The 21,855-nt window shown below is 72.4% G+C and carries 19 protein-coding genes and 1 pseudogene; 8 read left to right on the top strand and 12 right to left on the bottom strand.

Annotation, left to right across the window (positions count from 1 at the left end):
- Window positions 1-32: 32 nt before the first annotated feature.
- The 8 genes from ptsP to ACQPXD_RS27700 are packed head-to-tail and all read right to left on the bottom strand — an operon-like array spanning window position 33 to window position 6,635.
- Window positions 33-1,676, bottom strand: coding sequence for a phosphoenolpyruvate--protein phosphotransferase (gene ptsP, locus ACQPXD_RS27735; protein ID WP_432824240.1), 1,644 nt, complete (start codon window positions 1,674-1,676; stop codon window positions 33-35).
- The gene (locus ACQPXD_RS27730) at window positions 1,669-1,977 is read right to left on the bottom strand and encodes an HPr family phosphocarrier protein (RefSeq protein ID WP_432824239.1); all 309 of its coding nucleotides are present in this window, start codon (window positions 1,975-1,977) and stop codon (window positions 1,669-1,671) included. Before ACQPXD_RS27730 ends, ptsP begins: the two co-directional genes overlap by 8 nt.
- A gap of 12 nt (window positions 1,978-1,989) precedes the next feature.
- A complete protein-coding gene (locus ACQPXD_RS27725; RefSeq protein WP_432824238.1) occupies window positions 1,990-3,030 on the bottom strand; it encodes a zinc-dependent dehydrogenase in 1,041 nt (346 codons plus the stop codon).
- 2 nt (window positions 3,031-3,032) lie between these two features.
- The gene (locus tag ACQPXD_RS27720; protein WP_432824237.1) at window positions 3,033-3,461 is read right to left on the bottom strand and encodes a PTS sugar transporter subunit IIA; all 429 of its coding nucleotides are present in this window, start codon (window positions 3,459-3,461) and stop codon (window positions 3,033-3,035) included.
- Window positions 3,454-3,762, bottom strand: a complete 309-nt coding sequence (locus tag ACQPXD_RS27715) for a PTS lactose transporter subunit IIB (RefSeq protein ID WP_432824236.1) — start codon at window positions 3,760-3,762, stop codon at window positions 3,454-3,456. Before ACQPXD_RS27715 ends, ACQPXD_RS27720 begins: the two co-directional genes overlap by 8 nt.
- Before the next feature lie 2 nt (window positions 3,763-3,764).
- A complete protein-coding gene (gene mtlA, locus ACQPXD_RS27710; RefSeq protein WP_432824235.1) occupies window positions 3,765-4,910 on the bottom strand; it encodes a mannitol-specific PTS transporter subunit IIC in 1,146 nt (381 codons plus the stop codon).
- Window positions 4,911-4,923: 13 nt separating this feature from the next.
- On the bottom strand, window positions 4,924-5,877 hold the full coding sequence (gene pfkB, locus ACQPXD_RS27705) for a 1-phosphofructokinase (protein ID WP_432824234.1): 954 nt from the start codon (window positions 5,875-5,877) through the stop codon (window positions 4,924-4,926).
- Entirely contained in the window at window positions 5,874-6,635 is a 762-nt protein-coding gene (locus ACQPXD_RS27700) for a DeoR/GlpR family DNA-binding transcription regulator (RefSeq protein WP_432824233.1), read from the bottom strand. Before ACQPXD_RS27700 ends, pfkB begins: the two co-directional genes overlap by 4 nt.
- Before the next feature lie 101 nt (window positions 6,636-6,736).
- On the opposite strand from ACQPXD_RS27700, the gene ACQPXD_RS27695 reads away from it, so the two are divergent.
- Window positions 6,737-7,492 (top strand): esterase/lipase family protein, encoded by a 756-nt coding sequence (locus tag ACQPXD_RS27695; RefSeq protein ID WP_432824232.1) that lies wholly within the window; start codon window positions 6,737-6,739, stop codon window positions 7,490-7,492.
- Window positions 7,493-7,623: 131 nt separating this feature from the next.
- On the opposite strand, the gene ACQPXD_RS27690 is transcribed toward ACQPXD_RS27695, so the two are convergent.
- The 3 genes from ACQPXD_RS27690 to ACQPXD_RS27680 form a co-directional block, all read right to left on the bottom strand.
- The gene (locus tag ACQPXD_RS27690) at window positions 7,624-8,472 is read right to left on the bottom strand and encodes an ABC transporter permease (RefSeq protein ID WP_432824231.1); all 849 of its coding nucleotides are present in this window, start codon (window positions 8,470-8,472) and stop codon (window positions 7,624-7,626) included.
- A 46-nt stretch (window positions 8,473-8,518) separates the two neighbouring features.
- Window positions 8,519-9,424: an ABC transporter ATP-binding protein gene (locus ACQPXD_RS27685; RefSeq protein WP_432824230.1), complete on the bottom strand. Its 906-nt coding sequence runs from the start codon at window positions 9,422-9,424 to the stop codon at window positions 8,519-8,521.
- A 187-nt stretch (window positions 9,425-9,611) separates the two neighbouring features.
- Complete coding sequence (locus ACQPXD_RS27680) at window positions 9,612-10,676, bottom strand: hypothetical protein (protein WP_432824229.1); 1,065 nt, start codon at window positions 10,674-10,676, stop codon at window positions 9,612-9,614.
- Between the two features lie 84 nt (window positions 10,677-10,760).
- On the opposite strand from ACQPXD_RS27680, the gene ACQPXD_RS27675 reads away from it, so the two are divergent.
- The 6 genes from ACQPXD_RS27675 to ACQPXD_RS27650 all read left to right on the top strand — a co-directional run bounded on the left by ACQPXD_RS27675 (window position 10,761) and on the right by ACQPXD_RS27650 (window position 19,408).
- A complete protein-coding gene (locus tag ACQPXD_RS27675; protein ID WP_432824228.1) occupies window positions 10,761-11,081 on the top strand; it encodes an ArsR/SmtB family transcription factor in 321 nt (106 codons plus the stop codon).
- Window positions 11,078-11,560 (top strand): SRPBCC family protein, encoded by a 483-nt coding sequence (locus ACQPXD_RS27670; protein ID WP_432824227.1) that lies wholly within the window; start codon window positions 11,078-11,080, stop codon window positions 11,558-11,560. Before ACQPXD_RS27675 ends, ACQPXD_RS27670 begins: the two co-directional genes overlap by 4 nt.
- A 665-nt stretch (window positions 11,561-12,225) precedes the next feature.
- On the top strand, window positions 12,226-15,267 hold the full coding sequence (locus ACQPXD_RS27665; RefSeq protein ID WP_432824226.1) for a glycosyl hydrolase family 95 catalytic domain-containing protein: 3,042 nt from the start codon (window positions 12,226-12,228) through the stop codon (window positions 15,265-15,267).
- A gap of 278 nt (window positions 15,268-15,545) precedes the next feature.
- Window positions 15,546-16,859 carry an L-fuconate dehydratase gene (locus tag ACQPXD_RS27660; RefSeq protein ID WP_432824225.1) on the top strand — a complete coding sequence of 438 codons (1,314 nt, stop codon included), beginning with the start codon at window positions 15,546-15,548 and terminating at the stop codon, window positions 16,857-16,859.
- 9 nt (window positions 16,860-16,868) lie between these two features.
- The gene (locus ACQPXD_RS27655) at window positions 16,869-17,912 is read left to right on the top strand and encodes a sugar ABC transporter substrate-binding protein (RefSeq protein WP_432824224.1); all 1,044 of its coding nucleotides are present in this window, start codon (window positions 16,869-16,871) and stop codon (window positions 17,910-17,912) included.
- Window positions 17,909-19,408, top strand: coding sequence for a sugar ABC transporter ATP-binding protein (locus tag ACQPXD_RS27650; RefSeq protein WP_432824223.1), 1,500 nt, complete (start codon window positions 17,909-17,911; stop codon window positions 19,406-19,408). Before ACQPXD_RS27655 ends, ACQPXD_RS27650 begins: the two co-directional genes overlap by 4 nt.
- Window positions 19,409-19,605: 197 nt before the next feature.
- On the opposite strand, the pseudogene ACQPXD_RS27645 reads toward ACQPXD_RS27650, so the two are convergent.
- Window positions 19,606-20,619, bottom strand: a pseudogene (locus tag ACQPXD_RS27645) (RNA-guided endonuclease InsQ/TnpB family protein); the annotation flags it as partial.
- Between the two features lie 167 nt (window positions 20,620-20,786).
- Here ACQPXD_RS27645 and ACQPXD_RS27640 point away from each other — a divergent pair.
- Window positions 20,787-21,797, top strand: a complete 1,011-nt coding sequence (locus tag ACQPXD_RS27640) for an ABC transporter permease (RefSeq protein ID WP_432824222.1) — start codon at window positions 20,787-20,789, stop codon at window positions 21,795-21,797.
- Window positions 21,798-21,855: the final 58 nt, after the last annotated feature.

The following is a 21,855-nucleotide window of genomic DNA, read 5'->3' as shown; positions in this document are numbered from 1 at the left end:
GTCACACGGGGCGCGGCCGGTTGCCGCCCCGCTCAGGCGACGGGGCGGAGGTGGACGGCGGCCCGGGCCGCCTCGGGGGTGTCGGCGGCCAGGGCGGCCTTGGCGATCTGGCGGCACTCGTCGAGGGTGTGGGCGGCGAGGGCCTCGCGGACCGCCGGGATGCTGCGCGGGGCCATGGACAGGCTGGAGATGCCCAGTCCGGTCAGTACCAGGGCGAAATCGGGATCGGCCGCGGACTCGCCGCAGACGCCGACCGGCTTGCCCGCCTCGGCGCCGGCGGTGGCGCAGGCGGCGATCAGCGCGATCAGCCCGGGCTGCCAGGGGTCGAGCAGCTCGGCGAGGTCGCCGCACATGCGGTCGGCGGCGAACGTGTACTGGCTGAGGTCGTTGGTGCCGATGCTCAGGAAGTCCACGTCGCGCAGGATCACGCCGGCGCGCAGCGCGGCCGCCGGCACCTCGATCATCACCCCGGCGGTGGGCAGGCCGTGGGCCCGGCAGGCGGCGGCGAACTCGGCCGCCTCCGCGGCGGTGGCGACCATCGGGGCCATCACCCACACGTCGGCGTCGGTGGCGGCGGCCGCGGTCGCGATGGCGGCGAGCTGGGTGGCGAGGACCTGCGGGGCGCGGCGGGCGACGCGCAGGCCGCGGATGCCCAGGGCGGGGTTGGGCTCGTCGGCCAGGCGCAGGAACGGCAGCGGCTTGTCGGCGCCCGCGTCGAGCGTGCGCACGACGACCTTGCGGCCGGGCAGGGCGGCGAAGACCGCCGTGTACGCCTCGACCTGCTCCTGCTCGCCGGGCGCCTCGGTCCGGTCGAGGTACAGCAGCTCGGTGCGGAACAGCCCGACCCCCTCCACGTCGGTGATCAGGTCGCGGGCGGAGCCGATGTTGGCCAGCAGCGCGACCGGGTGCCCGTCGGCGGTCCGTCCCGGACCCTCGTCACCCGACCGCCGGCTCCGCAGGGCCGCCGCGGCGGCGTTCACCGCTGCGGCGTCCACGTCCGAGATGCCGGCCGACACAACGCCGGAACCCCCGTCGAGGGCGACGACCGTCAAATCCGATATGTCAGAAATTTCCGGGCAGCGAACCACCGCTGGGATGCCCAGCGTGCGGGCCAGGATCGCCGTATGGGACGTCGGTCCGCCCTCGGCCGTCACGAGACCCAGCACGACCGACGGGTCCAGGCCGGCGGTGTCGGCGGGGGCCAGGTCCCGGGCGGCGAGGATGAACGGGTGCCCGGGCGCGGGGACGCCCGGCATCGGCAGGCCCAGACAGGCCGCGACCAGGCGGTCGCGGAGGTCGTCGAGGTCGCTGATCCGCTCGGCGAGGTATCCGCCGGCCGCCTCGAACGCCGCCCGGTGCTCGGCGAGCGCCGCCGCCAGGGCGTGCGGCGCGGCGGAGCCGGCCTCGATCGCCTCGTCGGCGGCGTCCACGAGCGCCTCGTCGGTGGCCATGAGCACCTGTGCCCGCAGCACCTCGGCGGCCGTGCCGTCGGCGGCGGCGTCGGCCCGGCGGGTCAGGTCCTCGGCGACGAGGGCGACGGCCCGCCGGACCGCGTCCCGCTCCGCCGCGGCGTCGGCCACGGCGGGCGGGGCGGGCAGCGCGGGCGGCGGCGCGAGGTGGAGCACCGGGCCGGCCGCGCGGCCCGGGCTCACGCCGATCCCGCGCAGCTCAGGCATCGGAGGCGTCCAGGTCCGCGGCGGCCGGCTCGGGCGCGTCGAGGTCGCGGGCGAGCAGGTCCGCGAGCTCGGCCAGGGCCGCCTCGGCCCCGTCGCCGGAGGCCTCGAGCGTCACCGGCGTGCCCTGCTTGGCACCCAGCGACAGCACGCCGAGCATGCTCTTGGCCGGCACCGGCTTCTTCGACGTCTCGGTGCGGATGGTCACCGGCACCGCGAGCTTCGCCGCGGCGGCGACGAAGAGCGCGGCGGGGCGGGCGTGCAGGCCGCTGGCGGAGCCGACGACCACGGTACGTTCGGGCACGGCTTGCCCTCCTTATGGCTCGACGGTGACCTTGATCGCCTCGCCGCGGGCGACGATGCCGAAGGCGTCGAGCGCGCGGTCCAGCGGCAGCCGGTGGGTGATGAGGTCGTTCACCGGCACGGCGCCGTCGGCGATGAGCCGCAGCGCCTCCTTGTTGTGCTGCGGGCTGGAGCCGTTGGCCCCGACGATGGTCAGCTCCCGGTAGTGCACCAGGTTGGAGTCCAGCGCGATGATCGGCTTGTCCTTCGGCAGGCCGCCGAAGAAGCTGATCCGGCCCTCCCGGGCGGCCATCTGCACCGCCTGCTCCTGGGCCGCGCCGGCCGCGGCGGCGGTGATGACGACGTCGGCACCGCGGCCCTCGGTGAGCTTGAGCACGGCGTCGACGACGTCGGTCTCCCCGGCGTGGATGCGGGCGTCGGGCTGGACCAGGTCGGCGGCGAGGTCGAGGCGCTCCCGGTTGAGGTCGGCCAGGAACACCCGGGCGGCGCCGCGGGCCCGGGCCAGCCGCACGTGCAGGCAGCCGATCGGGCCGGAGCCGATGACGACCACGTCGTCGCCGTCGCCGACGGCGGCGAGGTTCTGCCCGTTGAGCACGCAGGCCAGCGGCTCGGCGACGGACGCCTCGGCGTAGCTCAGCCCGTCGGGGATGCGGTTGAGCCCGTCGACGTCGAGGACGTTGTGCGGCACGACCATGTACTCGGCGAACCCGCCGTCGAAGTGGTAGCCCATCGAGACCTGGTTCGGGCACACGGTCATCCGGCCGCGCCGGCACTCCGCACAGCGCCCGCACGGGATGGCGGCGATGACCTGGACCCGGTCGCCGGGCTGCCAGCCGGACACGTCCGAGCCGACCTCGACGACCTCCCCCGCGATCTCGTGACCCATCACCCGCGGCGGCACGATGTGGTGATGGCCGAAATTGAAGATCTTCACGTCGGTACCGCAGGTCGAGCACGCCCGCACCCGGATCTTGACGTCGGCGGGGCCGGGCGTGGGCTCGGCCGCCTCCTCGATGCGCACGTCGCCGGGGGCGTGGAACCGCACAACTTTCACGACTACTCCATCACTAGCAGGTCGAGAACCTCGCCGGGATCGGTAGCGTCCCGGAGCCGCTCGGCCTGGTCGGGTTCCATCAGGATCTCGGCGAGCTGGGCGAGGATGTCCACGTGGCCGTCGCCGGCGGCCGCGATCGCGACGCAGACCCGCACGTCGGCGCCGTCCCAGTCGACGCCGTCGGGGAAGCGCAGCACGGCCAGGGCGTCGCGGTGGATCGTCTCCTTGCTGTGCAGCGTGCCGTGCGGGATGGCCACGCCCTCGCCGATGTAGGTGGAGACGCTCTGCTCGCGCTCGAGCATCGCGTCGACGTACGCCGGACCGACCGCGCCGATCTCGACCAGCACCTCGCCGCAGCGGCGGATCGCCTCGTCCCGCGATCCGGCCCGCTCATCGAGCCGGATCGCGTCCCGGGCGAGCAGGTCACCCACTGATCTCGCCGCCGCGCTGCACGGCCTGCACCACCTTCGTCACCGCCGGGTCACCGATGAAGACCTTGAACGGGACGATGACCTTGTCCGGCGCGCTGACCCGGGCCCGGGCGGCGAGGCCCGCGTGGCACAGGACGACGTCGGCGTCGGCCGGGATGGAGTTGACCGGGGTGTGCTCCACGGTGACCGAGTTCTTGGCCAGTTGCCGCTTGAGCTGGCTGGCCAGCATGACGCTGCTGCCCATGCCCGCGTCGCACGCGACGACGACCTTCTTGATATCGGTACCGTTGATGCTCGGCATACTCACGCCTCCAGACGGCTGAGCTTGACCTGGGCGTTGGCGGCCTCGTCGGGGTTGACGATGGTCTGCTCGTCCGGGCCGAGGACGGCGTCCTCCTCCTCAGCCTCCCCCCGGCCGAAGCCCAGGAGCAACGACGAGACGGCGAAGGTGACCGCGGCGGAGATGATGATGCCCAGCAGCACGCCGACGTAGCCGCCCTTGGGCGTCACCGCCATGTAGGCGAAGATGCTGCCCGGCGACGGGGTGGCGACCAGGCCGGCGCCGGTGACCATGAAGGTACCCACGCCCGCCGCGCCGCCGCAGATCATGGCGACGATCAGCTTCGGCTTCATCAGCACGTACGGGAAGTAGATCTCGTGGATGCCGCCGAGGAACTGCACGATGATCGCGGCCGGCACGCTGGGGCGCAGTGAGCGGGGGCCGAAGAGCAGGAACGCGAGCAGCAGGCCGAGGCCGGGGCCCGGGTTCGACTCGATCATGAACAGGACGGACTTGCCCTTCTCGGCCGCCTCCGCCACACCCAGCGGGCTGAGCACGCCGTGGTTGATGGCGTTGTTGAGGAACAGCACCTTCGCGGGCTCGACCAGGACCGAGGTGACCGGCAGCAGGTCGTGGCCGACCAGCCAGTCCACGCCGTGGCCGGCCTGCTTGGTGAGCCACTCCACGACCGGGCCGATGCCGTAGATGCCGCCGACGGCCATCGCGCCGCCGATGATGCCGGCGCTGAAGTTGTCCACGAGCATCTCGAAGCCGGGGCGGACGCGGTTCTCGATCAGCCCGTCCCACAGCTTGAGGATGAACGCGGTCAGCGGGCCGATGATCATGGCGCCGAGGAACATCGGCACGTCGGCGCCGACCACGATGCCCATCGTGGCGATCGCGCCGACGACCGCGCCGCGCTGGCCGTGCACCAGCCGGCCGCCGGTGTAGCCGATGAGCACCGGCAGCAGGATCTTGATCATCGGGTCGACGAGCTGGGCGACGTGCGCGTTGGGCACCCAGCCGGTCGGGATGAACAGGGCGGTGATGAGACCCCAGGCGATGAACGCGCCGATGTTCGGCATGACCATCGAGGCGAGGTAACCGCCGACGCGTTGCACAGAGGCTCGGAAGCCCGAGCCGGTTACCGCAGGTGTGTAGCTCGTCACGGGGGTGTCTCCTTCAGGAGGGCGGGCCGGACCGCAGCAGGGGGCGGAGCTCGTCCGGCCGGGGGTGGATGGTGACGTTGTGGCGAATCAGGTCTGACGGGCCCGGCATGCGGCTGCCGGGCAGGCTCACCGCGGCGGCGCCCCAGGCGAGGCCCTCCGCGAGCGCGGCGGCACCGTGGGCGCCGGCGGCGAGGAACCCCGCCAGCAGCGCGTCGCCGGCGCCGACCGTGCTGCGCGGCCGGGCGACGGGGCAGGTGCCGGTGACCACGCCCTCGGCGTCGACGAGGACGGCCCCGTCGGCCCCGAGGCTGGCCACCACCGTGCCGGCTCCCCAGGCGCGCAGCTGCTGCGCCGCGGCGACGACGTCGCCGAGGTCGGACAGCGGCGCGCCGACGACCTCGGCGAGCTCGTCGCGGTTGGGCTTGAGCAGCGTCGCCCCGGCGGTCGCGGCCTCGCGCAGCGCCGGGCCGCTGGTGTCCACGGCGACCCGGATGCCGGCCGAGCGCAGCCGCCGGCACAGCTGGGCGTAGGCGTCGGCGGGCAGGCCGGGCGGGACGCTGCCGCACAGCACCACCCAGTCGGCGCTGCCGGCCCTGGCCAGCACGCGGTCGATGATCTCCTCGAACTCGGCCCGCAGCAGCGCCGGGCCGGGCTCGTTGACCTTGGTGACCGTGCCGTCCGGCTCGGCCAGGGTGATGTTGGAGCGGGTCCGGCCGGCGATGGGCACCGCCAGGACCTCGACGCCCTCGGCCTTGAGCAGCCGCACCAGCTGGCCGCCCTCGTCGCCGCCGCAGGGCAGCACCGCGAGGGAGGCGACGCCGTTGGCCAGCAGCGCCCGGGACACGTTGACGCCCTTGCCGCCGGGGTCGAGCCGGGCACCGGTGGCCCGGATGACCTCGCCGCGGGCCAGCCGGCCGATGTCCATCGCCCGGTCCAGGCTCGGGTTGAGCGTGACGGTGACGATCATGCCCGGACCACCCGGACGCCGGCACCCTCGACGTCGCCGACGAGGTCGGCGTCGGCCCGGCTGTCGGTGATGAGCAGGTCCAGGTCGGCCAGCTCGCCGAAGCGGGCGAGGTAGTCGTTGCCGAGCTTCGTGTGATCGGCCAGCAGCACCGTGCGCCGGGCCGCGCGGATCATCGCGCGCTTGACCGCCGCCTCGGCCGGGTCGGGCGTCGTGAGCCCGCGCTCCACCGAGATGCCGTTGGTGCCGAGGAACGCCACGTCGACGTAGAGGTCGGCGAGCGGCCGCAGCGACCAGTCGTCGACGGTGGCCAGGGTCTTGCCGCGCACCCGGCCGCCCAGCAGCAGCACGTTGAGGTTGGGGCGGGTGCCCAGCATGGTGGCGATGACCGGCGAGTTGACCACGATGGTCAGCTCCCGGTCGGCCGGCAGCAGGTGCGCCAGCTTGATCGTGGTGGTGCCGGAGTCGAGAATGATGGCGCCCTCGGCGGGCACCTCGGCGAGCGCGAGCTTGGCGATGCGCTCCTTCTCCTCGACGAGCACGGCGTCGCGGGCGGCAAGGGCGGGCTCGAAGCCGATGCGCTCGACGGGGATCGCCCCGCCGTGCACCCGGCGCAGCACGCCGGCCCGCTCTAGCATGGTCAGGTCCCGCCGGATGGTCTCCGACGTGACGTTGAGCTCCTCGGCCAGGCCGGCCACCTCGACCCGCCCCTGTTCACGGGCGATGCGCAGGATGGCCTGCTGCCGCTCCTCGGCGTACATCGTGTTGTTTCACCGCCGTTTCATTTGGCTTCCCCTTTGTTTACGCCCGATTGTGTGGGCCGTCAAGACATCAACTACAGGCGGCGAGGTACACATGGGGCATGAGTCCACGCCGCCGGGCCATGTTCGCGGTGCTCGCCGCGATCGCCGTGCTGGTCACGGCCGGGTTGGCCGGGCGGGCGCTGCTGCGCCGCGGGCCGCGGCCGATCCCGGCCCAGGACCGGCCGGGCGCGGTGCTGCTGGTCCCCGGCTACGGCGGCGACGCGCAGCCGCTGCAGCGGCTGGCCGCGACCATCCGGGCGACCGGGCGGACGGTCAGCGTGGTGGAGCTGCCCGACGGCGGCACCGGCGACCTGGCCGCCCAGGCCGACGCGCTCGACGCGGCCGCCGGGGAGGCGCTGCGCGGGGCGCCGTCGGTCGACGTGATCGGCTACTCGGCCGGCGGGGTCGTGGCCCGGCTGTGGGTGCAGGACCACGACGGGGTGCGCAAGGCCCGCCGGATCGTCACCCTCGGCTCGCCGCACCGGGGTGCCCGGCTCGCCGCGGCCGGCGCGGCGACGCTGCCCGGGGCCTGCCCGGCCGCCTGCCGGCAGCTCGCGCCGGGCAGCGCGGTGCTCGGCCAGCTGCGCACGCCGGTGCCACGGCCGCCGCAGTGGCTGAGCATCTGGTCGGAGCAGGACCAGACGGTGGTACCGCCCGACTCCTCCCGCCTCGACGGCGCGGTCGACGCCGACATCCAGGCGCTCTGCCCCGGCCGGCAGGTCGGCCACGGCGAGCTGCCGACCGACGACTACGTGACCGGCCTGGTCCTCGACGCCATCGGCCCGGCCCCGATCGGCCCGCCGGCCCCCTGCTGACCCCGGTTCAGCTGATGCCGTCCTTGGCGGTTGAGCCGGCGACGTCCTTGGCGGGTTCAGCCGGTGGCGTCCTTGGCGGATTCAGCCGGTGGCGTCCTTGCTGGGTTCAGCCGGTGACGTCCTTGCTGGGTTCAGCTGGTGACGTCCTTGGTGGCGAAGTTGGCCCAGGCCAGGCCGAGGAACACGGCCACATAGACGGCCTGGATGCCCACCCCGCGCTCGATGTCGCGCCAGAGCACCGGCTCCCGGAAGAAGTCGATCCAGGCCAGCCAGTAGCGGGTCGGCAGGTAGGGCCGCAGCGGGGCGGCCGCGTCCAGCGCGGTGAACAGCTGGCTGGCCACCAGCGCGGCGAGCGCGCCCAGGGTGGCGCCCAGGCCCGAGTCGCTGACCGTGGACAGGAACAGCGCGATCGCCCCGACGCCGAGCATGGACAGCGCCACGTACAGCGTCGCGGCCGCGATCCGCAGCGTCACCTGGCCCGGGGTCAGCGCCGGCCCGGACACCGAGGTCACCACCTCCCCGCCGGGCTGGGCCGGGAAGAACGCCACGCCGATCACGTAGCCGCTGGCGACCACGGCGAGGACGGCGACGAGCACGAACACGACCAGCGACACCAGCTTGGCCAGCAGCAGCCGGGTCCGCCCGACCGGGCGCGCGAGCAGGTACCGCAGCATCCCGCTGCTCGCCTCGCCGGCCACCGCGTCGCCGCCGACGACCGCGACCGCCACCGGCAGGAACAGCGGCAGCACGATGGCGAGGGCGGCCGCGGGGAACAGCGAGCCGTTGGCCAGCACGGCGGTCAGGAACGCCGGCCCCTGCCCGGCGGCGGTGCCGATCCGGGTGGCGGCCAGCAGGATCGCGACCGCGAGCGGCAGCGCGCACAGCAGCGCCAGGCTGACCAGGGTCCGCGGCCGGCGCAGCAGCTTGACGATCTCCACCCGGATCAGCTCAGCACCTACCCGGATCAGCTCAGCACCCACCCGGATCATCCCAGCACCACCCGGATCATCTCAGCACCTACCCGGATCATCCCCGCACCACCCGGTCGCTGCCCGCCCCGGTCCGCTCCAGGACCACCTGCTCGAGGGTGCGCCGCTCGGTGGCGATCTCGGCCACCCGCAGGCCGGCCCGCACCAGCTGGGCGTTGAGCTCGGCCGCGTCGGGGTGGCGCACGGCGAGCCGGTCGCCGTCGCGGTCCACGACCCGCCCGTCCAGCAGCGCGACCACCCGCTCCGCGTCGGGGCTGCGCAGCACCACCCGGCCGGTCGGTGCCCGCAGCGCGGCGAGCTCGTCCTGCCCGACCAGCCGGCCCCGGTCCATGATCCCGACCCAGGTGCACAGCTGCTCGACCTCGGCCAGCAGGTGGCTGGACAGCAGCAGCGTCGTGCCGGCCGCGCTGACCTCCCGCAGCAGCTCGCGGATCTCGTGGATGCCCTGCGGGTCCAGGCCGTTGGTCGGCTCGTCGAGGACCAGCAGCCGCGGGGCGCGCAGCAGCGCCGCGGCCAGCCCCAGCCGCTGGCGCATGCCGAGCGAGTACGTGCGCACCGGGCGGGCGTCGACCCCGCCGAGCCCGACCCGCTCCAGGGTGTCCTCGATGCGCCGGCGGCGGGTGGCCCGCACCGACTTCCCGGCGCCGTCGATCAGCCGCAGGTTGGCCCGGCCGGACAGGTGGCCGTAGGCCGCCGGGCCCTCGACCATGGCGCCGACGTCGGGGAGCACCTCGTGCAGCCGGCGCGGCACCGGCCGGCCGAGGATCGAGATCCGCCCGCTGGTGGCGAAGACCAGGCCGAGCAGCATCCGGATGAGCGTGGTCTTGCCCGATCCGTTGGGCCCCAGCAGCCCGTACCGCGCGCCCTCCGGCACCGCCAGGTCCACGCCGTCGACGGCGAGCACCCGGCCGTAGCGTTTCGTCAGCCCGGCGGTCTCGATCATCGCAGCTCCCCCGCGGCTTCGGCTTCGTCACAGCTCCGCCGCGCGGCTTCGTCGCAGCTTTGCCGCGCAGCTTCGTCGTAGCTCCGCCGCGCGTCGCAGCTCCGCCGCGCGGCTCCGTCGCAGCTCCGCCGCGCGGCTCCGTCGCAGCTCTGCCGCCGCTTCGTCGCAGCCCCTGCCCCGCGCGGCTTCATCGCAGCTCCGCGGCGGCCGCGGTGAGCAGGGCCGGCGAGGCGAATCCGGTGACCAGGTAGGCGCGCCGCCCGGGCCGGGTGACCACGACGGTGAGCACGGCGGAGCGCAGCAGGTAGCCGCCCGCCACCGGCGTGCCGCCCGCGTCGCGCAGGGCGCTCACCGTGCGCTCGCCGAGCCGCCCGGGCACGGCGACCACCACGAACCGGGACAGGCCCGTGCCGTACACGGCGACGGCGCTCACCGGCGACGGCGCCCGGGGCCGCCCGGCGAGGGCCCCCGGCAGGTTCGCCCGGGCGACGGTGTTCAGCGCCGCGGTCACCTCCGACTGGGTGGTCGAGGTGAACCCGGCCGACCCGGCGGCCTGCGGCACGAGCACGTCACCGCCCGGCGGCGCCGCGCTGACCTCCAGGAACCGGGTGGTGAACGCGCCGGCCACGTCGACCAGCAGCGGCAGCCCGGTGCGCGGGTCGGCCCAGACGTCGAGCCGGCCGATCGTGGTGTCCGGGTCGGCGGGCGTCACCCGCAGCCCGGCGGCGGCGATCCCGGCGACGCGGCGGGCGGGCAGCGCCCGCAGGGCCGCGCCGGGCCCGGCGTCGGCGATCAGGCGCCGGGCCAGCTCGGGCGGCACCAGGTCGGAGGGCTGGGGCGGGCGCAGCGCCGGGTCGCCGACCGTCTCGGTCCACAGGTTGCGGCCGTAGTCCCAGGTGTAGGTGCCGCCCGCGGTGCGGAACCAGTCCCGCTCCCCCGCCGGGTCCAGCACCGCGACCCGCCACGCGGCCGGGCCGGCCCGCCAGACGCGCATGCTGGTGCTACCGCCCAGCAGCCCGGAGAGGTCGCCGAGCTGCGGCAGGTCGGGCAGGACCAGGGAGCCGCGGCTCTCGGCGTAGCCCTGGTAGGCGCCCCGCGCGGCGGCCAGGATCCGCTCGCGCAGCACGGCCGGCGCCACCCGCGGGGCGGTGACCGGCGCGAAGGCGGCCACCAGCGGCACGGCGACGAGCGCGGCGATGCCGGCCGCGACGACGGCCCACCGCCGCCGCGCCTCGCGCGCGACCACGCCCATTCGCCCAACAGTACGACGGCCGGAGATTCGTTCCGGCAGGTGACCGGCTTGACACGTGACTTTTTGGTCACATAAGCTCGGGGCGTGGAGGACGACGACCGGGTCTTCAAGGCGCTGGCCGATCCGACCCGGCGGTTCCTGCTCGACCTGCTCTTCACGCGTGACGGCCGCACGCTCACCGAGCTCGAGTCGGAGCTGGAGATGACCCGCTTCGGGGTGATGAAGCACCTCAAGGTGCTCGAAGCGGCCGGTCTCGTGGTCACCCGGCGCAACGGCCGGGAGAAGCTGCACTTTCTCAACGCGGTGCCGATCCGCCAGATCCACGACCGGTGGATCGACAAGTACACCTCGGACAACGCGGCGGCACTGCTCGAACTCAAAGCCGAATTGGAGCGCGACACATGAGCGGCACGCAGGTTTACAAGGTCTACATCAAGGCGACCCCGGAGCGGATCTGGGAGGCGATCACCTCCCCGGAGTGGAACAGCCGCTACGGCTACCGCGGCACCACCGAGCTGGACCTGCGCCCCGGCGGCGCGGTCCGCGGGCTGTCCAACCCGGGCATGATCGCCGCCGGGGCGCCCGAGGTCGGCGTCGACGGCGAGGTGCTCGAGGCCGATCCGCCGCACCGGCTGGTGCAGACCTTCCGCATGCTCATGGACCCGGGGACGGCCGCGGAGGGCTTCACCCGGCTGACCTACGAACTGAAGGAGGGCAAGGACGGCGTCACCTCGCTGACCGTCACGCACGAGCTGGCCGGCGCGCCGAACCTGGCCCGCGTGCTGGCCGGCGAGTTCGAGGACATGGGCGCGGGCGGCGGCTGGGCCTGGGTGCTCAGCGACCTCAAGTCGCTGCTGGAGACCGGCGCCGCCTTCGGCGACTGACCCGCTCACCCGGCCGCGCGGCCGCCCGGCCGCACGGCCCCCAGGGCGCGCGGCCGCCCAGGGCGCACTCACCCAGGGCGCACTCACCGGGGGCGGAGTGGGGCGGACCGGGGCCATCGCAGGCCGCGCGGGCGGAGGGCCGACGGTGTGCGGCGCGGCGCGGTCGGACATTCCGGATGTATCACGCGTCGAGCTCCGGCAGACATGGCCGGGGCGGACAGAAGTCTCCGTGATCATGATGCTCACCCTGGCCGCGGCACCGGTTTTTCATGATCCTGGAGACTTTGCGTACTCGGGTGTACATCAACACTCCGTGATCATGAAAAACCGTGGTGTCAGTAGCAGGGGCGGCATGATCACGGAGACTTTCTGTCGCGGACAGGCCGGTATGGCCCAGGATCCCGCGGACGCCGTCACGCAGGCACCGCTACGCGGGTCGTGATTCGCCAGCGGCGCGTGCCACTCCGGCGGATACCGGCCCGGCCACGTTAGTCATCCCATGTATTCGCGGGACAACGCGACATAACCGGCATCGCCCGGCATTGACGAACGCAATCGTCCCATGTTGACTGCTTGTCACGTACAGCGGACGACGTCCGCGGCCCCGCGGTCGGCGGGCGGGGGCCGCGGGCGTCGCCGCGCGACCCGCAGAAGGAGATGCAACCGTGGGCAAGCCCCGCCGACTGGCCCTGCTGGCGGCCGCCACCGCCGTGCTGGGCACGCTCGTCGCCGTCGCGCACGGCGGCAGCGCCGCCGCCTCGACCACCGACCAGGCCTTCAACCCGAGCACCGGCGCGCTCGACGTGAACTACGCCGGCTACCTGTCCAAGCACGACATCGTCTACAACGCCCCGCAGACCAACCCGCTGTACGGCCTCACCGTCGGCAACGGCAGGACCGGCGCCATGGTGTGGAACCAGAGCGGCATCACCATGCAGGTGTCCAACGTGGACCTGTCCGAGCAGTCCGCCTACGCCGCCGGGCTGGTCAACCTCAACACCAGCCCCGGGCTGGACACCGGGTACTCCACCTACCAGCAGCGCCTGTCGCTCTACGACGGGACGCTGACCACGAAGTACGACAGCAACCGCACCGTCACCGTGCTCGGCGTGCCGGGCTCGGAGGTGATGGGCATCCACGTCGAGGACTCCCGCACCGGGCTGGGCACCACCGCGCTGAACCTGAGCATGTGGGACCCGAACTCGGTGACCAACAGCGGCGACGTGCCGAACCTGACCACCTGGAAGACCGTGAACACGTTCAGCGACGCGAGCGTAGCCGGGTTCAGCCGGGGCATCGCCGACCCGAACGGCTTCGGCTACACGTTCGCCGCCACGGTCGAGGGCGCCTCGTACAGCACGCAGGTGGTGAACGGCACGCAGGTGCGGCTGAACATCACGCCGTCGGCGAGCTACACGATCTGGTTCACCGCCGCGAGCCGGATCAACTCGCCCGGCCAGGACTCCGTGGCGCAGGCCCGCAGCCAGCTGACCGCCGCCAGGAACACCGGCTACGCGGCCAACCTGACCAGCTACAAGAACTTCTGGCACGCCTTCTGGGCCAGGTCGTTCGTGCAGTACTCCGGCGCCGCCGGCACGGGCGACTACCTGGAGAACGTGTACTACCTGGCCACGTACATGATCGCCGCCGGCGGCTCCGGCAACTACCCGTTCCACTTCATCAACGGCGTGTTCCGCGCGACGCAGGACAACACCAAGTGGAGCAACGGGTACTGGTACTGGAACCAGCGCGACGTGTACAACTCGATGCTCGCCTCGAACCACGCCGACCTCTTCGCCACCGAGAACCGGCTCTACAGCCGCAACTTCACCGCGCTGAAGGCCTACACGCAGACCCGCTACGGCATCGACGGCCTGTGGACGCCGGAGACGATGGGCTGGGACGGCAACGCCCGCGGCACGGTCGGCAGCGACTACGTCAACGACATCTACTCGACCGGCACCGAGGCTGCCTACAACATGTACCTGCAGTACCGGTACACCAACGACACCGCCTACCTGCAGAACACCGCCTACCCCTACATGCGCGAGGTGGTGAAGTTCTACCAGGCCAAGCTGTCCCGCGACGCGTCCACCGGCCGCTACTTCATGGCCAGCTCCAACGCGCACGAGACCTACTGGGACGTCAAGAACGCGATCACCGACCTGGCCGCGGTCCGGCTGATCTTCCCGCTCACCATCGCGGTCAGCAACCAGCTCGGCCTCGACGCCGGCCTGCGGGCCGGCTGGCAGCAGGTGCTCGACAACATCGAGCCGTACAAGGTGAGCAACGGCGCGTGGCTCGCCTACGACCCGCCGGCGGTGCAGCAGCGCAACGGCGAGAACGTCACCGCCGAGCTGATCTGGCCCTACGACCTGACCGGCATCGGGGCGAGCGACTACCAGACCGCACTGAACAGCTGGAACACCCGGCCCAACCCCTACAGCAACGTGTGGGCCAACGACGCCGTCCAGGCGGCCCGGCTGGGCCTGGGCGACCAGGCGCTGAGCGGGATGAAGCTCATGCTGCAGCGGTACCAGAACTACCCCAACGGCATGACCAACAACACCAACGGCGTGTTCGAGTACCTCGGCGTGCACCTGGCGGCGACGAACGAGTCGCTGCTGCAGTCCTACAACGACAAGATCCGGGTGTTCCCGGCCGCGCCGAACGACGCGAACTTCACCGGCCGGTTCACGCTGCTGGCCAAGGACGGCTTCCTGGTCTCCGCGGAGCGGGAGGGCAACGAGACCAAGTACGTCGGCCTCAAGTCGCTCTACGGCAAGCAGGCCCGGGTGGTGAACCCGTGGGGCACCGCGCAGATCCAGGTCCGCCGCGCCGCCGACAACGCGATCCTGACCACGACCACGGCCGGCGAGGTCACCTTCGCCACCGCCGCCAACACGGTCTACGTCGTGGAGCGCACGGCGAAGCCGCTGAGCTCGTACACCCACACGACGCTCACCGGCTCGGCCAACACCGGCGTCAAGTCGCTGTCCGGCACCGCCTCCACCCTCGGCACCGGCCCGGGCGGCGGCACCGGCGGCACCGGCCCGACGTTCTACTCCGACATCAACTACGGCGGCTCCCAGGTGACGCTGCCGGCCGGCAACTACGACCTGGCGCAACTGCAGGCGGCCGGCATCGCCAACGACAGCATCTCGTCGATCCGGGTGCCGTCGGGGTACACGGTGACCGGGTACGCCGGCAGCGGCTTCACCGGGACGTCGTGGACCTTCACCGCCGACAACCCGAACATGCTCAACACCGGCAACAACGACGCGATCTCGTCGCTGCGGGTGGCCACGACCGGCGGGGGCGGCGGCGGGTCGGCGCTGCGCGCGCAGGCCAACGCCTTGTACGTCACCGCCGGGGCGAACCCGCTGATCGCCCAGGCGACGACGGTGGGCCCGGCGGAGACCTACGACGTGGCCGACCTCGGCGGGGGCAACGTGGCCCTCAAGGCGCGGGTGAACGGCAAGTACGTGTGCGCCGAGAACGCCGGGGCCAACCCGCTCATCGCCAACCGTGACACGGCCGGCTCGTGGGAGACGTTCCGGCTGATCCGCAACGCCGACGGCAGCGCCAGCCTCCAGGCGACGGTCAACGGCAAGTACGTGACGGCGGAGAACGGCGGTGCCGCGGCGCTGATCGCCAACCGGGACGCGATCGGGCCCTGGGAGAAGTTCGACCTGCTCACCCAGTAACACGGCAGACAAGCGTGCCGGCCGCGGGGCGCCCCGCGGCCGGCACATTGCCCTGCCGTCGCGTCGGCGTCACGGCGGCGGGGCGGCGCCCGAAGGTCCCGGCGGCGGCTCCGCCATCGAACCATGGACAACCCTCAGAGACGATAGTGAACATCCGAGGTATCGCCGCGTCAAGAGGGTGCCGTACTTCTGCCCGTCTGGACAAAACCCTTGCGCCCCGGCACGAGCGCCTGCTAAACATCGGATGTATTCGCAACGATCAACCGAGGGCGGGGCCGATGAGCAACCGGTTCGTGTCGCTGGACACCTACGACGTGCGGTTCCCTACGTCCCGGCAGCTCGACGGCTCCGACGCGATGAACCCCGACCCCGACTACTCCGCCGCCTACGTCGTGCTGCGCACCGACGCGGTCGACGGCCACGAGGGGCACGGGTTCGCCTTCACCATCGGCCGGGGCAACGAGGTGCAGACCGCCGCGATCGTGGCCCTGCGGCCGTATCTGGTCGGCCGGCCGGTGAAGGAGGTGCTCGACGACCTCGGCGGGCTGTGGCGGGAGCTGGTGCACGACTCGCAGCTGCGCTGGCTCGGCCCGGAGAAGGGCGTCATGCACATGGCGATCTCGGCCGTGGTCAACGCCCTGTGGGACCTCAAGGCCAAGCGGGCCGGACTGCCGCTGTGGCAGCTGCTCTCCTCGATGCCGCCGGAGGAGCTCGTCGACCTGGTCGACTTCCGCTACCTCACCGACGCGCTCACCCGGGCCGAGGCCCTGGAGCTGCTGCGCCCCGGCGCCGAGGGCCGCGACGAGCGGATCGCGACGCTGCTCGCGGAGGGCTACCCGGCCTACGCCACCTCGCCCGGCTGGCTGGGCTACGACGACGACAAGCTCACCCGGCTGTGCCGGCAGGCGGTGGCCGACGGCTTCACCCAGATCAAGCTCAAGGTCGGCGCCGACCTCGACGACGACCTGCGCCGGATGCGCATCGCCCGCGAGGTGTGCGGGCCGCACGTGCGCATCGCCGTGGACGCCAACCAGCGCTGGGACGTGGACACCGCGGTGGAGTGGGTCCGCGCCCTCGCGCCGTACCACCCCTGGTGGGTCGAGGAGCCCACCTCGCCCGACGACGTGGTCGGGCACGCCGAGATCGCCCGCCGCATCGCCCCGGTCCCGGTCGCCACCGGCGAGCACGTACAGAACCGGGTCGTGTTCAAGCAGCTGCTGCAGCTCAAGGCGGTCTCGTTCGTCCAGCTCGACGCCGCCCGCGTCGCCGGGGTGAACGAGAACGTGGCGATCCTGCTGCTGGCCGCCAAGTTCGGCGTGCCGGTCTGCCCGCACGCGGGCGGGGTCGGCCTGTGCGAGCTGGTCCAGCACCTGTCGATGTTCGACTACGTGGCCGTGTCCCGCTCGATGCGCAACCGCGTCATCGAGTACGTGGACCACCTGCACGAGCACTTCACCGACCCGGTCCGGCTGCGCGGGGGCCGCTACCTCGCGCCGCTCGCCCCCGGGTTCAGCTCCACCATGCGGGCGGAGAGCCGCGCCCGCTACGCGTTTCCGGACGGCCCCATCTGGAACACCTCCGACACCCCCTGAGGACCTGTGATGAGACTGAGACTGCTACCTCCGCTCTGCGCCGCCGCGCTCGTCGTCTCGCTCGCCGCCTGCAGCTCCACCGACTCGCCGGGCTCGGGCGCCTCCGGCGGGGCCGGCGCGCCGATCGCCGTCGACCTGCCCCGGGCCGACTCCGACTTCTGGAACTCCTACGCGAAGTACATCCCGCAGTACGCCAAGGAGAGCGGCATCAACCTGATGACGCCGACCAACTCCCAGAACGACATCGCCAAGCTGGTCGCGAACACCCAGGCATTGACGAGCCAGGGCGCGAAGGCGATCGTGATGGCGCCGCAGGACACCGGCGCGATCGCGACCACCCTCACCACCCTGGAGCAGAAGCAGATCCCCGTGGTCACCGTCGACACCCGGCCCGACAAGGGCAACGTCTACATGGTGGTGCGCGCCGACAACCGCGCCTACGGGCAGCAGGCCTGCGAGTTCCTCGGCCAGAAGCTCGGCGGCAAGGGCAAGGTGGTCGAGTTCCAGGGGGCGCTGTCCTCGGTCAACGGCCGGGACCGCTCGGAGGCCTTCGCCGAGTGCATGCAGCAGAAGTACCCGGGGATCACGGTCTTCGCCGAGCCGACCGACTGGGAGGGCACCAAGGCCTCGGCCGCCCTGCAGACCCGCCTCGCCCAGCACCCGGACATCAACGGCATCTACATGCAGGCCGGCGGCGTGTTCCTGGCCCCGACGCTGCAGCTGCTGCGCTCCAAGAACCTCATCGTGCCGCCGAGCGACCCGAAGCACATCTTCATCGTGTCCAACGACGGCATCCCGCAGGAGTTCGACTCGATCCGCAAGGGCGAGATCGACGCCACCGTCTCCCAGCCCGCCGACCTCTACGCGAAGTACGCGCTCTTCTACGCCAAGGCGGCCGTGGAGGGCAAGACGTTCCAGCCCGGCAAGACCGACCACGACAGCACCATCGTGCAGGTCCGCGCCGGCGTGCTCGAGGACCAGCTGCCCGCCCCGCTGGTCACCAAGGACAACGTCGACGACACGGCGTTGTGGGGAAACCAGATCGGCAAATGATGTCCGCTGCTGAACCGGCCGTGGCGGCGCTCGGCGTGTCCAAACGCTTCGGCGCCACCACGGCACTGTCCGAGGTCACCATGCGCATCGCGCCCGGCGAGACGCACGCGCTCGTCGGGCGCAACGGCGCCGGCAAGTCGACGCTGGTGTCGCTGCTGACCGGCCTGCACCGGCCGGACGGCGGCGAGATCCGCTTCTTCGGCGAGCCGGCGCCGCCGACGTCCGACCGCGCCGCCTGGCGGCAGCGGGTCGCCTGCGTCTTCCAGCGCTCCACGATCATCCCGGCGCTCACCGTCGCCGAGAACCTCTTCCTCAACCGGCAGGCCGTCCTCGGCCCGATCCGCTGGCCGGCGCTGCGCCGGCGGGCCGGGGAGGTGCTGGAGGAATACGGCGTCGGCGTCGACCCGGCCACCCTGGCCGGCGACCTCGACGTCGAGCAGCGGCAGCTCGTCGAGATCGCCCGCGCCCTGTCGCAGGGGGCCCGGTTCATCATCCTCGACGAGCCGACCGCCCGGCTGGACGGCACGGCGATCGAGCGGCTCTTCACGCGGCTGCGCGCGCTGGCCGGCTCCGGCGTGACGATGGTCTTCATTTCCCATCATCTGCAGGAGGTGTACGACGTGTGCGACACCGTCACCGTCCTGCGCGACGCCCGGCACGTGCTCACCCGGCCCGTGGCCGGCATCGGGCACGACGAGCTCGTCGCGGCGATGACCGGCGAGGCGGTCGGGCTGACCTCGGTCGCGCCCCGGCCCCCGCGGCCGGCCTCCGCCGGCGCCGCGCTGCGCCTGGACGGCCTCGGGCTCGACGGCGCCTACGACCCGGTGTCGCTCGAGGTGCGGGCCGGCGAGATCGTCGGCGTCACCGGCTCCGGCAGCAGCGGCAAGGTGTCCCTGGCCGAGACCGTCGGCGGGCTGCGCCGGGCGAGCGTCGGCACCGTCACCGCCGGCGGCACGAGGGTCGCCGCCGGCAGCGTGCCGGCGGCGCTCAAGGCCGGGATCGGCCTGGTGCCGCAGGACCGGCACCGGGAGGGCCTGGTGCCGCTGCTGTCGGTGGCAGAGAACGCGACCATGCCGATCGCCGACCGGCTCGGCCCGGCCGGCGCCATCGCACCCGGGCGGCGGCGGGCGGTCACCCAGTCCTACATCGACCGCTACGACATCCGCACCGAGGGCCCCGACGCGCCGGTGAACAGCCTGTCCGGCGGCAACGCGCAGAAGGTCGTGCTGGCCCGGGCGCTCAGCACCGATCCGAAGGTGCTGGTGCTGATCAACCCGACCGCCGGGGTCGACGTGCGCTCCAAGGAGTCGCTGCTCGGGGCGGTGCGGGCCGCCGCGGACGCGGGCACCGGCGTGCTCATGGTCTCCGACGAGCTCGACGACCTGCGCCACTGCGACCGGGTCCTCGTCATGTTCCACGGGCGGGTCACCGCCGAGCTGCAGGCAGGCTGGAGCGACACGGACGTGGTCGCCGCCGTCGAAGGAGTCCCCGCTTGACATTCTCCCCTCCCCTCATGGGAGGGGAGACCCTGGGTCGCCCCAGTGGGTTCCTGCTTCACCGCCGACCGCCCCGTCCGGGAGGACTCCCGTTGAGGTCTTACACCAGCTCCACAGGCAGCAACCGAGAGCCCCTCGGCCAGAATGTTGCGGGCCGCGTTCACGTCCCGGTCGTGGGTGGTGCCGCACCGGCACGTCCACGACCGCACGTTCAGCGGCAACTGCCCGGCCAGCGCACCGCAGGCCGAGCACAGCTTGGAGGACGGCAACCAGCGACCGACGGCGATCACCTCGCGGCCGTACCAGGCGGCTTTGTACTCCAGCATGGTGCGGAACTGCCGCCACGCCGCGTCGCTGATGGCACGGGCGAGGCTGTGGTTTTTGACCATGTTCCGCACGGTCAGGTTCTCGATCACGATCGCTTGGTTCTCACGAACGAGCCGAGTGGACAGCTTGTGCAGGTGGTCCCGCCGGCGGTCGCTGATGCGGGCATGGACGCGGGCGACTTTGCGCCGGGCCTTGGCCCGGTTCGCGGAGCCTGGCTGTTTGCGGGCCAGTTCCCGCTGGGCACGGACCAACCGTGCCCGATCACGACGTTCGTGCCGCGGGTTGGTCACCTTCTCCCCGGTGGACAGGGTCAGCAGGCTGTCCAGCCCGGCATCGACCCCGACCGCAGCGGTGGTGGCGGGAGCCTCAGCGACCACGTCCTCGCAACGCAGGGACACAAACCAGCGCCCGGCCGCATCCTGCGACACGGTCACAGTGGACGGCGACGCACCCGCCGGCAGTGGACGCGACCACACGATGTCCAGCGGCCCGGCCATCTTGGCCAGGATGAGTTTGCCGTCGCGCCACCGAAACGCGCTGGTGGTGTACTCGGCCGACCGTCGCGACTCCTTCTTGCTCTTGAACCTCGGGTACCGGGCACGCTTGGCGAAGAAGTTCGTGAACGCCACCTGCAGGTGTCGCAGCGCTTGCTGCAACGGCACGCACGAGACCTCGTTGAGATACGCCAGCTCCTCGGTCTGCTTCCACGCAGTGAGCATGGCCGAGGTCGCGTTGTAGCCGACCCGCTCCCGGCGCAGCGACCACGCCTCCGTCCGCGTGGCCAACGCCAAGTTGTACACCTTGCGGACACACCCGAACGTCCGCGCCAGCTGTGCGGCCTGCGCCTCCGTCGGATAACAGCGGTACTTGAACGCCCGCTGCACGACCCTGGCCACGACGCACAACCTAGCAACCCAACCACTGAACCTTGCGGTGCCACACGGGTGGACGCCCGTCCGCCCTGGCGGCGGATCGGCTTTCGCTGTTCCGCTCCGCAGGGGTTCCGTTTCCTCCCCCGCCGGAAGGCGGGAGCATCCACGGAAGGATCCCGATGACCACCACAATCGAGTCGACCACCTCGGCGCGGCGCCGCCCGGTGCCGCGGCTGGCCCGATTGCGGGACTTCACCCTCGTGCCGGTGATCATTCTGCTGCTGATCGTCGGCGCGCTCGTCGACCCCGTGTTTCTGACCAGCGCGAATCTCATCAACGTGTTGCAGCAGCAGAGCGAGCTGTCGCTGCTGGTGCTCGCCGAGACGCTCATCCTCATCGGCGGCCGGTTCGACCTGTCGCTGGAATCGACCGTGGGGCTCGCCCCGGCGCTCGGCGTGGCGCTGGTCATCCCCGCCGCGAGCCACGGCATCGGCACCGAGTGGTCCAGCGCCCTCGCCGTGCCGATCTGCCTGCTCGTCGGGGTGCTCGTCGGCGCGCTCAACGGCGTGCTGATCCTGCGGTTCGGGCTGTCGGCGTTCATCGTGACGCTCGGCATGCTGACCACGCTGCGGGGTCTGCAGATCGGCATCACCGGCGGGCAGAGCCTGTTCGACCTGCCGCTGTCGGTGACGTATCTGGGCAGTGCCATCTGGTTGGGCCTGCCGGCGTCGGTCTGGCTGTGCGGGGTGCTGTTCGCGGCCGGCATCGCGGTGCTCGGCTATTTCCGCCACGGCCGCGCCGTCTACGCCATCGGCGGCAACGTCGACGCCGCCCGGGCCGCCGGCGTCCGCACCGACCGGGTGATGTTCGGGGTCTTCATGATCGCCGGGTTGCTCGCGGCGCTCGCCGGGCTGCTCATGACCGGTCGGCTCGGCTCGATCGCCGCCAGCCAGGGCAACCAGATGATCTTCAACGTGTTCGCCGCGGCGGTCATCGGCGGCGTCAGCATGGACGGCGGCAAGGGCACCATGTTCGGCGCCCTGTGCGGGGTGCTGGTGCTCGGCCTGGTCACCAACATCCTGACCCTCGCCGGCGTCACCGCGCAGTGGTTCATGGCGATCTACGGCGTCATCATCCTGGTCGCCCTCGTCATCGCCCGGCTGACGTCGGGCAAGGCGCAGGATTCTTAGTTCTTGGCACCGCGGGCCTGGCAGGGCCGGGGCCGCCCGTTCAGGGCAGGCCCCGGCC

It is taken from the genome of Dactylosporangium sp. CA-092794, from assembly GCF_050948465.1.
Classification (GTDB): Bacteria; Actinomycetota; Actinomycetes; order Mycobacteriales; family Micromonosporaceae; genus Dactylosporangium.
The sequence above is the reverse complement of the archived record's forward strand: the minus strand, read 5'-3'. Positions and strand labels throughout refer to the sequence as shown.